8 protein-coding genes and 3 pseudogenes are annotated in these 14,516 nt (G+C 34.3%); 5 read left to right on the top strand and 6 right to left on the bottom strand.

Annotation, left to right across the window (positions count from 1 at the left end):
* Positions 1–127 precede the first annotated feature (127 nt).
* Both LS41612_RS15275 and LS41612_RS15280 read left to right on the top strand, forming a co-directional pair.
* A complete protein-coding gene (locus LS41612_RS15275) occupies positions 128–904 on the top strand; it encodes a MerR family transcriptional regulator (protein WP_024363289.1) in 777 nt (258 codons plus the stop codon).
* A 470-nt stretch (positions 905–1,374) separates the two neighbouring features.
* Positions 1,375–1,815, top strand: a complete 441-nt coding sequence (locus LS41612_RS15280; RefSeq protein ID WP_024363288.1) for a GNAT family N-acetyltransferase — start codon at positions 1,375–1,377, stop codon at positions 1,813–1,815.
* Positions 1,816–2,090: 275 nt separating this feature from the next.
* Here LS41612_RS15280 and LS41612_RS15285 read toward each other — a convergent pair whose 3' ends face one another.
* Positions 2,091–2,804 carry a M15 family metallopeptidase gene (locus LS41612_RS15285; protein ID WP_229389796.1) on the bottom strand — a complete coding sequence of 238 codons (714 nt, stop codon included), beginning with the start codon at positions 2,802–2,804 and terminating at the stop codon, positions 2,091–2,093.
* Between the two features lie 126 nt (positions 2,805–2,930).
* A pseudogene (gene vanY / locus LS41612_RS15290) lies at positions 2,931–3,864 on the bottom strand (VanY-A/VanY-F/VanY-M family D-Ala-D-Ala carboxypeptidase).
* Positions 3,865–4,739: 875 nt separating this feature from the next.
* On the opposite strand from vanY, the pseudogene LS41612_RS15295 reads away from it, so the two are divergent.
* Positions 4,740–5,138 (top strand): annotated as a pseudogene (locus tag LS41612_RS15295) (methyl-accepting chemotaxis protein); the annotation flags it as partial.
* Between the two features lie 86 nt (positions 5,139–5,224).
* Here LS41612_RS15295 and LS41612_RS15300 read toward each other — a convergent pair.
* Complete coding sequence (locus tag LS41612_RS15300; RefSeq protein ID WP_024363285.1) at positions 5,225–6,952, bottom strand: methyl-accepting chemotaxis protein; 1,728 nt, start codon at positions 6,950–6,952, stop codon at positions 5,225–5,227.
* A 369-nt stretch (positions 6,953–7,321) separates the two neighbouring features.
* On the opposite strand from LS41612_RS15300, the pseudogene LS41612_RS15305 reads away from it, so the two are divergent.
* A pseudogene (locus tag LS41612_RS15305) lies at positions 7,322–7,531 on the top strand (IS4 family transposase); the annotation flags it as partial.
* Positions 7,532–7,759: 228 nt separating this feature from the next.
* On the opposite strand, the gene LS41612_RS15310 reads toward LS41612_RS15305, so the two are convergent.
* Positions 7,760–9,445, bottom strand: coding sequence for a methyl-accepting chemotaxis protein (locus tag LS41612_RS15310; RefSeq protein WP_024363284.1), 1,686 nt, complete (start codon positions 9,443–9,445; stop codon positions 7,760–7,762).
* Between the two features lie 830 nt (positions 9,446–10,275).
* Here LS41612_RS15310 and LS41612_RS23780 point away from each other — a divergent pair.
* Positions 10,276–12,771: a winged helix-turn-helix domain-containing protein gene (locus LS41612_RS23780; RefSeq protein WP_024363282.1), complete on the top strand. Its 2,496-nt coding sequence runs from the start codon at positions 10,276–10,278 to the stop codon at positions 12,769–12,771.
* Positions 12,772–12,900: 129 nt separating this feature from the next.
* On the opposite strand, the gene tnpA is transcribed toward LS41612_RS23780, so the two are convergent.
* Together tnpA and LS41612_RS15330 are read right to left on the bottom strand one after the other, a co-directional pair.
* Entirely contained in the window at positions 12,901–13,377 is a 477-nt protein-coding gene (gene tnpA / locus LS41612_RS15325) for an IS200/IS605 family transposase (RefSeq protein ID WP_024364892.1), read from the bottom strand.
* Positions 13,378–13,646: 269 nt separating this feature from the next.
* Positions 13,647–14,255 carry a YkwD family sporulation-associated protein gene (locus LS41612_RS15330; RefSeq protein ID WP_024364225.1) on the bottom strand — a complete coding sequence of 203 codons (609 nt, stop codon included), beginning with the start codon at positions 14,253–14,255 and terminating at the stop codon, positions 13,647–13,649.
* Between the last annotated feature and the right edge of the window lie 261 nt (positions 14,256–14,516).

Consider the following 14,516-nt stretch of genomic DNA (forward strand, 5'->3'; position numbering starts at 1 on the left):
CAATTTGCCCATGCAAAATAGTATACAATTATAGAATATGAACAATATTATTCTTCAAATTCCGTCTTGAACCTAAAGTTACTTGAGGTTTTATAATGAACTTATACTTTTGATGGGAGGATTTTTGATGAATAAGAATAACAAATTTTCTATTGGGGAATTTTCAGAAAAAACAGGAATCTCTATTCCTACTTTACATTACTATGATGAGATTGGTTTATTACGACCAGAAAAAAATCCATCTTCAGGGCATCGCATTTACAAATATCAAGACATGATAAACTTACAAAAAATTCTTAGTCTAAAATTCCTAGGGTATAGTCTAGATAAAATCACTAATTTGTTAAATGAATCGAGCTTTTCTGTTGACTTAAATGAAAGCTTGTCTCTCCATTTGCACGCTTTAGAGAAAGAAGAAAAACGAATCGAGCAATCCATAAAATCCATTAAAAGAGTAATAAGATTAGTCGAGGAAGAAGGAGAATTGGATAGCACCTTATTATTTAGTCTTATTCACGGTATGAGTACTGAACATATACATGAAGAATGGATGAATCGCCATATGTTAAAGGATGTCGCAGAAGAATTATCAAAGAAATCGGAAGAAGATAAAATCCTTTTAGATCAAACGTTTATTCAATTGACGAAAGAAGTGAGAAAATTATATGGTAAACCAGTAGAAGACCCAAAAGTACATGCGATGATTAAGACCTATTTAGAAGCTTTGTTTTCATTTCTTGGTGAAAATATGATGCAAAAACTAGCTAACACTAATATCGAAGAACTGGATATGGATATTTATGAAATAGAAAATATGACACTATCCCCCTTCACTGAAGATGAACAAAATTGGCTTAATCAAGTGATGGAATATTATATGAAGCAAGAAGTAATAGATTATTAAAAAGCTATTCTCTTATACGGGACTGCCTCCGATATATAAGACGGTAATCAAAAAAGCATTCCTAACCAGTAGTCGGTATTGAACCGACGACCGGTAGACTGTTCAAATGGTCTAAGTAGAATGTTTCAGACTTTAACACAGCATGAAACGATTCGATTGGGGCATTTCAGGGGCTACTAGCATTTTTATGTACCTAATTTACACATTATCTCTTAAAAAATTTAAAACGATTATTGGTCTTTAATCATTTCAATGAATACAAGACTACAGCTTGCCCTTAAAAAGATGAGTTGGTGATAACGTATGATATGAGAACCTATGCGGGCATGATTCTCCAACAAGGAGGTTCATGCCTTTAATGACAATAAATATAAAGAGACCCCAATCAAAAAAGATATGAATATCCTTTTAAATATTGCTATAATTATAGCAATATTTAAGTTTTCAAACAAAGTTTGGAGGTATATAGAATGATTAGATTAGAGAAAGTGAACGCTGATAACTACCAAGAAGTTTTTGGTTTAGAACTTGTAGGAGAACAACAAAATTTTGTTTCGTCAAATATGAAATCATTGGCACAAGCATGGGTATTTTACAATAGAGCCCAGCCCTATGCTATTTATAGTGATGATACAATTGTAGGATTTATAATGTTTGACTATAGAATAGAAAATAGAAAAGTAGAGATTTGGCGTTTTATGTTAGGAAATGCATATCAAGGAAAAGGCTATGGTAAGGAAGCATTAACTAAAGCCATTGAATTTTTGAAGCAAGAAAACTTATTCGACTACATCCAAATAAATTATGTTGAAGAAAATCTAGTAGCAAAAAAACTTTATCAAAAAGTTGGTTTTTCAGAAACCGGAGAAATGGAAGGAAACGAAGTTGTTATGAAGCTTTCATTAGTTTAAGTTCCATAATGCTCCAAAATTTCTTTAATTCATATATATTTCCATTACACAAAATCAATAATACATAACTTTATTGTAAAATGTAATATTTTTTCTAGTTATACTAATTATTTTTAAAACTAATAATCCATTTTAAGAAAAAAAACATAAACCTTGATATAGCAATAACTACAATTAATTCAAAAAAGAGCCCCCATTCTTCAATAGGAGCCTACTAAATTAATTTTCTCTACATATCATTGGAAAATATAATAATTGTTATTTTCTCTCTCTGCTCACAGGTGCAGATCATAATATTCTTCTAATGTTAGCTCTTTATTATATAACTCAGTGGCTAAATTCACCCCAACATAACGGATATGCCATGGTTCATATTGATACCCGGTAATATGTTCTTTTTCTTTCGGAAAGCGAATAATATATCCATATTTATGGGCGTTATCTTCAAGCCATGCTGACTCCTCTGTATTCGCGAAACAGTCATCTGCTGCACAAGATCCATTAGTACCACTAACGTCAATTGCTAATCCTGATTGATGTTCGCTTGTTCCAGGAGCAGCACTATATGTTTTTGCTTTTTCGATTCCATCTTTTTCAACATAATTATTAAATAGGGTTGCTTGAGTTTGAGAAGAACGATAGGCTGAAACACCTGCTAGATGAATATTCATTTTTTTCGCCGCATTGAACATTTTCTCGAGATACTTTGCTGCTTCTTCTCTCATCATTCTTTTGTCTATTTTTTCTTTAAATATAAATGCAACATCTGGATAAACGAGATCTTTCGGTTCATAGCCTTCTGGAAAAGAATATTTTTTATTGACAAGTACGATAATACTTTCAGGATCATTGACAGAGGGTACTTCCTGTTGGGAATCATCGACAGAGGGTACTTCCTGTTGGTTTTGTTGTTGGTTTTGTTTATTTCCGGAACAGCCAGAAACAATTAGAATTATCATGAGTGTTGCAATTGTGACTATTTTTTTTATCATATTAATATGACTCCTCGTTAGTAGTAATATCTCTTTCCAATAGAATTTCCAGTTAATCCATAGAACTGAGGAATTTGTTGGATTTCCTAGGTGTTAATTGCTTCAAATAGCGCCTGTACCATATTACCGCTCATCAATTTTGTTCAGTTTATTTCGCTCCCTCAACATCCTTGAGTTTCTATACGTTATCAGGATATACTGTCACAATCACACCATCCATATTATTTCCAGATACCTCATACCGAAGATTTGCTGGCACATTAATAGTGGTGTTTTCAGTAACAGGATAATAAAAGACCTCATATTTTTGACCATTTATAGTAGGAGAAATATATTTTTCTTCTTTTAGATAGTCTAAGTATTCCTCTAAAACAAAATTCTTTTCTTTCATAATCACACTATGTGGTAAACCGACATAGCGGATATGCCACGGTTCATTCATAATTCCCGTTATGTCCGTTTTGCCCTCTGGATAACGTAGAGTAAACCCATATTTCCAAGCGTTCTCTGCAATCCACTCTCCCTCAGGTGCGACCTCCATCTTCCCTTGGGTACTTCCAACATCAAGCGATAATCCTAAATTGTGTTCGCTGTAACCTGCTGGCAAGGCACGATTGGAACCCATTTCTTCATAAAGTTTAGTTTGCTCATCAAATCCTCGAAAACCACTTGTAATTAAAAAACTAGAAACTCCATCTTTTCCCGCATCCAGAACCATATCCGAAAATTTACTTGCTATATCTTCTGATAAATATATTTCGCTGTTAAATAATCGGTATCCTTTTACCAATTCATCACGAGCATATAAATTGATGCTATCTGATTTTATACTTTTATTGTGAACTGGGTAATTACTGTTGACCAAAAGTAAATTCCCTTGATAAATTTGTTCTACTGGAATTTCTACTTTTTTTATATTTCCAGAAACCAACTTATCCTCCACTACACCATTCTCGCTATAGGCTTTTTCACCTTTTTCATCTTGAAAGAACGGTGCTATCTTAAAGACTGTCACACCTAAACATATTACAAAAATTAAAAAGCCCCACTTTTTCATTCTTAACTTCCCCTTATTCTTTCTAAAAATGTTCCTTTAGCGGAACGTTTTTGCTTTCTTCAATCCCCCGACATACCCAATAGGAATGGGGTTTTCTCGTAGCTATAGTTTTATAAAAAGGATTGATTATTTTATTTAAAACTAAAAAGTATGATTATAAAAAGTTTCATTAAACACCCTGTGTTAAAATGCAGGATTTTTTATTCCACAACGTACCTTTGAGGAGCAAATTTAGTATCAACGGTGGCGAACCCTACCACAAGTAATGGAGGTTTTTCTCAAAATTAAATTTATATTTTAGGGAGAAGTGTACTGTAAGTGATGCAGATTTAAAACTTTTTTTGAAAAGTATTAAGTGCTATTTATTTGAGTTTACTTGCTTTGTTCGTGTCTTGTTTACAACCAGCTCAGTCATTACTGTATTCTTTGGCACTAAATCCGTTGATGCATGTGCAATAACTGTAACACCTCCAGTACTTAATATCCCAATTAACGCTAATCCTAAATTTTTGTTTATTTCATAATATCTTCCCTTCTGAATTTGTAAGTATTTATTTTATTTCCCTGCTATTACTGAAGTATATAGTGGATATTTATCTAAACTATCTACTAGTTGTAAATTAGTTGTAAAGTCTAATTAAATAATATTTTTATAGTTGTCCCTTTATTATTTCACTTGCTATTTTTAATTCAGCCTCATGAATTTTTGCTATTTCAGCACATATCGTAAGTCCAAGTCCAGCACCATTGGTAGCTCTAGTTCTAGATTTATCAACTATAAAAAAGGCTTCAATATCAAAGCTTTGCTACCATAAAAGGCAGTAGTTTCTTTTTTATCTATCCGTTTTAATAACAAAAGCTAACACGGGAAAGGTTTCGCTATCGTAGCAGAAGAAGTACGGATTTTAGCAGAACAAATAGCAAGTTCCGTAGATGAAATTACAAAGATTGTTCAAACGTTTCAACAAGATTTTCAAAACGTCAATACATCCTTAGCTACTGGATTTATGAAAGTACAAGAAGGATCCGCTCAATTACAACAAACAACAGAAACATTTAAATCTATTAATGAAGCAATGCAACAAGTAGCGAATCATGTAGTGCGTATGATGCAAAATGTTCAAGGTATGGCGGAAGAAGGACAAGAATTCAATGCTTCCATTCAAGAAATTACCGCTATTACAAAAGAGGCATCAGCTGGCGTTCAAGGAACAGAGCAACTAGCTACCCTGTCTACAGAACTAGATGCATTAGTCAAACAATATAAACTATAGCCATTACCTTAAACATACAAATAAAATAGCATTATAAAAGCGCAATAATCCTTACAATACAAGGATTATTGCGCTTCTATTTATTACTAAAGTTCTTTCTCTAAATCCGTTAATAAACCCAAAACAATTTCGGAATATTTCTCTAATTCTTCAAAGGCTTTCTCTATTCCTATAGGATCATTCATTTCAAAACATTTCACTGCCAGTTGAGCACTTTGATGTACTTTCATATGCGGTTGTTCCAAGTCTTTAAATGTTTTTTTGCTTTTCACATGATTAGGTAAATCTCCGTAATACCAATTGCCTAGCCTACATTCTTTATGTGAAATCATTTCTTTTGAGTCAATCGTCCCTATGCCTAAAATTAAGTTATACACTCGCCATTTCCATAGTAAATGGTCCGTTTTCGCCACTTTTAAAATATCTTTTGATGTTAGTTTCACATTGATATTTAAGAATTTTTTTCGATACGTATCCATTTTATTACTAATTTCAAAAAATGTTTTTGCTGTTCGTTTTGATATTTCTTGTGATTCCACACTATTATCATAGATACTGGCATTTCGTGAAGCGATGTCCACAATCGTAGCGGTTTGCTCTTCACTCATCGCTGCGATTTGGGAGGTTGATTCATTAATCCCTTTCATCATTTCAACGATACTGATTAATGCTTCACTTGCACTTTCTGCCCCTACAACACTCTTTTCAACTAATTTTTCCGTTTGGTCAATCCCTTCAATGACTTCCAAAGATACATTTTGCAATGACTCCATATTAGCAATAATCTTCACGATTTCTTCCTTCGTATGCTCTGACAGCTTTCTCACCTCTGAAGCAACTACCGAAAAACCACGTCCATGCTCCCCTGCACGAGCCGCTTCAATGGATGCGTTAAGTGCTAATAAGTTGGTTTGATCAGCGATTTCTTTAATGATTCTCACAATATCCTGTGTATAGTCAATTTCTTGATTCAGTTGTTCTACATTCTTTACAATTTTTCCATATACATGACCGACTTGCTTTATATCTTCCATCGTTTCATCTACGACTTTTCCGCTTTCTTCCGCTGAATGAACCGCCTCATCTGTTCCTTCTGCTACTTCTACTGCATAATTTGCTACCCCATGTATAGAAGCGCTCATTTCTTCCGTTGCGGCAGTTACACTATGGGTCTCATCTATCTTTTTCTGCATATTCGAAAGCAGTTGTTTGATTGTATCTAAACTCATCATATCATTTAACATGTCGGATACTTCGTTTAAAAAGTATTTAAACGTATTTTCCATATATACTTCAACGATTAATTGTTTGTCATAGGCTGCTAGCTTTTGTACAGCAACCACACTTTCTATCATACGCTTAGGATGTCGATGTAGTTTTTCCATTAAAATTGTGGTCATTATCTGAATCAGCAAATCATGTGCAGCAACAAAATTTTCTGCTGTCAAATTAATTCGACTATTGTACTCCCCTATTTTTATTCGCGTCACGATATAATGCTGATCTACTTCCGCTTCTAAAAATTGATCGATATATTGTTCTATCTTCTCTCTTAGACGATCGACTGTGGCGTGTTGCACAATAAGTTGATTAAATATATGTTCAGATTGTATTCTTCCGTAAAATTTATCAATCATTTCCTTCTTAAAAGGAGCTAATATATTCGCTGATTGTTTTACCCTATTAAGCGTTTCTTGGTCAACACCTAAGAACGATAAGCGCTCCTTCGCTCGTTCCCCTACTTTAGGTAAGTCTGTTTTTGAAGCATTTATATATTGATCCCATTTGTTAGATTTATTTATGAAAAAGACCATCTTTTCCCCTCAACTTTGCATAATATTATTTTTCATTTGAATACATACATTCCATTTCGTATTTCTATTCGGTTAGTAACTTGAAGCTATTCTAGAATTAGGTATTTTAGACTATACACAATTAGAAGTTTCGAGGGCTTTTCGTATAATAATAAGGAGGGCAAAAAATCTAATAAAATCCCCTATAGTAAGTAGTGATACAAAGGTATTTCACTACTAGCTTACATCCATTCAACCGTTCATCACTTCAGCTACTTTACTCTATTATAGTTATATATAACTAAAAATCAATATTTATTCTTACTTTTATGAAAAATAAAGAGCACAAAGAATCAATGTGCGCGTCTTTCATTTAGGAATATAGATTTTGAAGGATTGAATCAACGCTTTAATCCGGCAGCTGTCGCCTTTCTCCAAGAAGTCTTTACTTTCCTTCTCACACAAAAACTTTGTGCGACACAATTCCTCTCTTCAGATATCCTTTCAGCTTTCGAACCTATTCGGATTTTAGATACGACGGTGTTTCAACTGCCTGACTCCTTCACCATTGATTATCAAGGCTCTGGAGGGAGTCGTAACATAGTAACGATTTATTATTTTCAGGAAATAGTTTATCCCCTTAAAAAGACGAAATGAAATGATTATAAACATTACGGGATTGTTCATTAAGCCATTTCATTTAAGGTATATTCTCTTTTTTAAACAGACAGAAAATCCTCATCTCCTTTTTAAATGGAAATGAGGACTTCTTTTTAATAGAAAAGGATGATTTTTTTCATAAAGCAACTAACCAATTTAATCCTTTAATTATATTTTAAATTTATTAATTTCTTCTTGCACTGTCATTGCACCTTCACTTAACGATTTAGCTACAGCATTGATTTCTTGAATCGTTGCTGTTTGTTCTTCTACGGCTGCAGCAATCATTTCGGATTGTTCTGCGGCGGTAGTTGCAGCAGAAGCCATTTCATTTACTGAAGCGGCAACTTCTTCAGTACTTGCCGAAATTTCTTCAGTAGAAGCTGAAACATCTTCAATTTGAGAAGTAATTTCTTGAATGGCCTTCATAATAGTATCAAATGATACTTGGGCATTTTGGATAAAGGTAACACCTTCTTCGACATTTTGCACAGTGACACTCACTGCCTTTTCAACTGCATTTGTTTCTTGTTGAATAGATGTTGTTAGATCAACAATTTGATGAGCAGAAGCCTTTGATTCTTCTGCAAGCTTCCGAACTTCATCGGCAACGACTGCAAAACCTTTTCCATGCTCACCAGCACGTGCCGCTTCGATAGCTGCATTAAGGGCAAGAAGATTTGTTTGCTCCGTAATATCCGTAATAACTTTTATAATTTTTTCTATCTCTGTTGATTGTGCACTTAACTGTTTAATTCGCTCATTTGTCTCATGAGAAGATTGTTGAATAACAGCCATTTGGTTTTCTGCGGTCTGTAATGTTTTTCCGCCTTCATTGGCAATCACTTGTGTGTCTAATGCTTTTGAATTAAGTAGCTGTGTTGCTTCTGCAATTCGTTGTACACCATGGGCAGTTTCATCCATCGCGGTCGCACTTTCTCGTCCCGTTATAGCTGATTGATTAGCACCCTCTGATGTTACCTCTATTCGATTGGCTACTTCATTGGATGAGATAGCTACTTGATCTGTACTGGCTGCTAATTGTTCAGCAGCGGCCGTTGTCTGCTCTACATTTGCAGCAACATTATTAATAATTGAATGTAATCTCCTTTTCATTTCATTAAATGAATCAGCTAATACTCCAATTTCATCGTTTGTTTTCACATTTATATCTTCTCCGCTTAAATCACCCTCAGCAATAACTTTTGCAGTAGCATTTAGTTTATTAATAGGTACAGTAATTAAACGAGTAATAAATACTGAAATGAGAAGAGCAAGAATTGTGGTTACGATAGCAATACCTAAAATGATCATTGAACTATTATTTGCAATTTTAGTTGCTTCCGTGTTCGCCTTTTCCATCAACTCCTTTTGATAAACAGAAATTTTATTCACCGCAAGTTGAATACCTTCGTTTGCAGGACGCACCAAGACTTGTATTTTTTCAATTGAAGCTTGAACATCTTCTTTGTCATATGTATTGATAATATCTTGCGCACCTTGATTAAATTTTGCTTGGTTTTCTTTTATACTTTGAAGTTGTTTTTGCATTTCAGGATTTTTTATTATTTTTTCTAATTCTGCAGTTTTTTCTTCGATTAGTTCTTCCTGTTTTTCCAGGTTTTTAATTGTTTCATCACTTGGATCAAGTATGTAAGAACGAATGTAAAGACCTTGTAAAGAAGATGCGTTTAATATTGCATCGACTTGTAAAAGTTTATAGACTCTGTCTTCTATAGTAAATGAATACTTGTTATTAACACTTTTTAATTGGACAAATGCAATGGTAGAACTAAGTAGTAGAAATAACATAATACTACCAAACCCTAAGTAAATTTTCTTTTTAATTGACATAAATCTAAACCTCCCATATTTTGAAACACCTTTCTTATAAAAAAGTATATTAGAATAATAATTAAATAATGCATTAACCTTTTAAAATTCATCTGGTTATATGAAAATATCCATATGTTAAAGTATGTCTTTTGTTCCTCTCGATCTTCTATAAAAGCCAGTAATCTCACCCTTAAAGCCAGTATTATGCAAATATAAAACGATTTAAACAGTTCAATCAAATAGCTTAATAATAAAGGTAATGCAGGAATCGCCCTTCTTACAGTAACGAATCTTCCTTGGTATGTCCATAACTTAATCAAATGTTCTTCCGACTTTTTAAACTTGTCATACTCAGAGTCATTATTTAATGAATTAACCTAATTGAATAATTTAGAGTTCACTTTTTATATACAATAAGTCATCTAGGTCAATGGTGAATTTTACAAAATCCTCTCAATTATTGTACTAAATCAATAAAATAATGTGGGGAATTATACATATAACAAGTTAAATCATACGTAAAAGAATTAATATATAATAAATAGTTTTATACTAAATATTGTTCCGTTCTAAATCTAACTATACTGTCCCATTTTTCTTCAAAATTACAGAATGCCTTTTTAATTATCCAACCCTCTTGATTCTATTCATTCTTCGAAATTCGAAAGACAAACAAATTACTTTTATTATCTTTGGATAAAAGGCTATTTGTTTAGTGAACTCTAAGGACCACTTGGCTTAACTTGGATTTATCTAATGCTAGGACTATTAACATTCGAAATTATGTTAACGCTTGTAGTAAAATTAATTACATCATTATCCTAAATTTAAAAAATGAGGTAAAAAAGATGTCTACTACACTAGTATCTTCTAAATTAACTATTCCTCTCAATACACCTGATTTGATTGAGCGCAAGCAATTGTTTGATCTTTTACAGAACCAAACTTATAAAAAAGTGACGGTTCTCCGTGCACCAGCAGGTTATGGGAAAACGACTGTTCTAAGTAGTTGGTTCAAATCTAAGAAGGCAACGGTGGCTTGGCTTTCACTTGATGCTGCTGATAATGATCCGATTCGTTTTTGGACGTACGCTGTGCATGCCGTTGCAAAAGCCTATCAATGCCCTATCGATCAAGTACTTGCACCGCTTTTACACACGCAAGACCTAGCTACACTGGAATTTTTTATCAATTCATTTTTAGAGGAGCTCCATGCTTTAGCAAAACCGATTCAAATTGTATTAGATGATTATCATGTAATCGATAATCCGGTAATTCATCAACTTATGACACAATTTATCGAGTACTTACCTGTAGAGATACACGTCTATCTAACGACTCGAACAACCCTAGCCCTCCCTATTGCTAAGTGGCGAGTGAAACAATGGCTACAAGAATTCGATGCGGATCATTTACGCTTTACGTTCCAAGAAACGAAGCAATTTTTTTCTTGCAAACAGGTAACACCACTCAATCAACAATTTTTACAACAAATGTTGGACAAAACGGAAGGATGGGTAGCGGGCCTATTATTAACACGCTTGGCAAATGAACACCAAGTTGACTTATACGATCATATCGCACAACCGTTTATTTCTGAATTTTTATGGCAAGAAATCATTCAAAACCTTCCGACAACAACGCAAAAATTTCTTATAAAGACCTCCCTACTGCACGAGCTAGAACCAGCGATATGTGACCAACTAACAAAGCAGTCAAATAGTCTTGAACTGTTGGAAAGTTTAGAAGCAAAAGGTCTATTTATTATTCGTCTCCAAACAAAAAAGCCTGTTTTTCGCTACCATCATTTGTTTGCCGAAGCTTTACAAGTAGAACTAAATAAACAGTATTCCGTGCAGCAAGTACAGACTATTGTCCAAGAAGTCTCACATGCTATTTACAATCAAGGAAATTATCATTCTGCCATTGAACTTGCACTTAAATATGAACAATATAATCAAGCTGCTTTATGGATTGCAGAACATCTTGTCCAGCTATACGCTTCTGGGCAAACGACAACATTCATGCGCTGGTTGCATCAACTTCGAAGTGCTCATTATACCGTTTCGTATGAAATGCTTGTTATCGGCTTTCTAACTTCTATAACAACAATGGACACAAAAATAGCTACTTCTCTAATGGAAGAGCTTGAACTGCGACAGCATGTAGAACAATGGATGGCGCAAGAAGAGCATGCTGCAATGGCTTATATATATGAAAGTGCAAAAGCGTATGCCATTGTCGCTTCCGGCGGAAATTTACAATTGGTAGAAGAGATTATGCGCAATTTGCTTGCGAATGGACCTGCTCCTTCTCGCTGGGATAATGTTCCGATTCCCTATAATATTTTTGAATATAAGATTTCACGTACAAGTATTGGCTCTAAAGGAAAACTGCAACTGTTTGAAGAAGGCGAAGCTGTTAGCAAACTTTTTCGAGAAACAACATTACAAACTGCAAATGTGACAGCATTTAGTTATGGGGTTGCTGCTGAATCTTTATATGAGCGAAGTTTTATAGAAGCAGCCCAAAAAGAGTTGGAAATCGCCATTGCATTAGGTCATCAACATCAAGACCCAGGTTTATATATCCCTATGTATTTACTTAAAGCGAAAATATACGCTCATCAGAAACAGTCAAATACAGCTCGTATCATGTTGTCTCAGGTGTTAGAAGATGTTTCGGAAAAACATTGGCAAACGTCGATTCAAATTATGCAAGCCTATTGTTTTATCGTCGAGGGAGATAGCCAAAACGCAGAGATGCTCTTACTAGCAACAAAAACAAAGCAACCATTTTGGCAGCTCGTTTATGCTCGTTTATTGTTATTAAAGGACACACCTCAGGATGCACTACCAGTAATCATTCAAGTTAAAACAAAGGCACAGCAAGATGATCAAGTTGCAACGATGATAGAAGCAACAGTACTAGAAGTTATTTGTCAGCATCGTTTAGGAAACACTGCTATTGCATTAGATATTTTACATAAAGTATTGCAATGGGCAGCTAAATACTACTATGTTCGGACATTGGCAGATGAAAAAGAGCTACTCCCCCTTCTGGAGCAATATTTTCAATTAGAATCATTGGCAGCTAAGTGGAATCCTTACCCAGACTATTATTTACATTATTTACAAAGCTGTACAACCAATGTAGTTCGTCATGAAGTGTTGACACCGCGTGAAAAAGAGGTATTTGATCTGTTAGCCAAGGGTGTAACCAATCGTGAAATTGCAAACATGCTAAATCTATCGGCTGGTACTATTCGCGTTTATTTATCTACTATTTATCAAAAACTAGGTGTAAAATCCCGTTCACAAGCTATTCTCCTTGCCAAAAAGTAATCAGAACCACCAGTCTAACTGGTGGTTTGCTCTACGCGTGAAACGCTGGGGTACTGGCCCATGTCTAAAGACACACTGAAAGGTCCGCCAACCGCACTCCGTTTTCACGCTACCACTAAAGTGGTTTTATCATTTTCGCTTTTTTGCTTTTATTTCTTCTCCTGTAAATGGATCAATGAATTCTTTCATGCTCATTTGATCCTCAAGAATATCCTCTTGTAATTGATTTTTTATATATTCCTGAATGATTTTTCTGTTTCTTCCTACTGTATCTACATAATATCCGCGACACCAAAACTTCCTGTTTCCATATTTGTATTTCAGGTTCGCATGTCGGTCGAATATCATTAAACTACTTTTCCCTTTCAAATAACCCACAAACGATGAAACACTTAATTTTGGTGGAATACTTACCAACATATGAATATGATCAGGACAGGCTGTTGCTTCTATAATTTCTACTCCTTTTCTTTCACATAACTGGCGAAGAATTCTACCTACATCTACTTTAATTTGTCCATAAATAATCTGCCTTCTATATTTTGGCGCAAAGACGATGTGATACTTACAATTCCATGTTGTGTGTGCTAAACTTTTATTATCCATTTGGATCCCCTTTCGTACGAAGTCGGTTGACCAGACCTGAATTTATTGTACGGCTGGGGATTTTTTCTTGTCCATAGCTAGAAGCTCTTTAGAACCCCTCGCATAGCAAGGGGTTTTCAAAAAATACAAATAAAAAGCAACTAACAGCTCTTGAAAGCTGGTAGTTGCTCTTTTTTGTCAACTTATAGACGACACGCAAAGGCCGCATAATTCATGAATGCACGTCATAAAAAAGAACTGTTCCACTTTGAGAAACAGTTCTGAATATCTTATTTTTGAATAAACATTTGAGACCAATAGTTGCCGTCTTTTACAAAGCCAACTCCGATATGTGTATAGCTTTTGTTTAAAATATTTGCACGGTGTCCTTCACTATTCATCCACGCATTTACGACTTCAGAAGCTGATTTTTGACCTTTGGCGATATTTTCTCCAGCTGCTTTATACGTAATGCCAAATTTCTTCATCATTGCAAATGGTGAACCATACGTTGGGCTAGTATGGTCAAAGTAATTTTTATCATGCATATCTTGAGATTTATATTTTGCTACTCGTGATAGCTCCCAATCTTCTTTTAATGCTGGCAGACCTGCTTTCGCTCGTTCTACATTGACAAGTTTCACTACTTCTTGCTCTACAGAAGCTTGTTCATTTGTTGGAATATTAATTTTTTGACCTATATTTATTTGATCTGGGTTTGCCAGTTGAGGGTTTGCATCTATTAATTCTTGTACACCTGTTTGTGTTTTTACAGCAATTTTCCAAAGAGAATCGCCTGCTACTACAGTATATGAGTCAGCGGCCATTGCGCTAATTGGTACCAATAAGGATAGTGATAATACGGATGCCATCGCTACTTTTTTTACTTTTCTAAACATGTAAATCATTCCTTCCTGTTTTGCTCTATATTTATGGTAAATAGATTAGTGAAATAATGCATCACTAAATATTTGGAAGGATTTTTACAGTTGTATGACATTTGAAATAATTGACGAATAGATTACGAGTTTATCAGTGTTTATTCTCAACTTGTCAGTAATAAAATTGAAATATAGTTGTAACAGGAATATATTACTACAAGATTTTAAACAGCAAAGGCACCATTCCAGTCATAAACTTCATGATAAATGGAAAACTTC

The organism is Lysinibacillus sphaericus (genome assembly GCF_002982115.1).
Taxonomy (GTDB): Bacteria; Bacillota; Bacilli; order Bacillales_A; family Planococcaceae; genus Lysinibacillus; species Lysinibacillus sphaericus.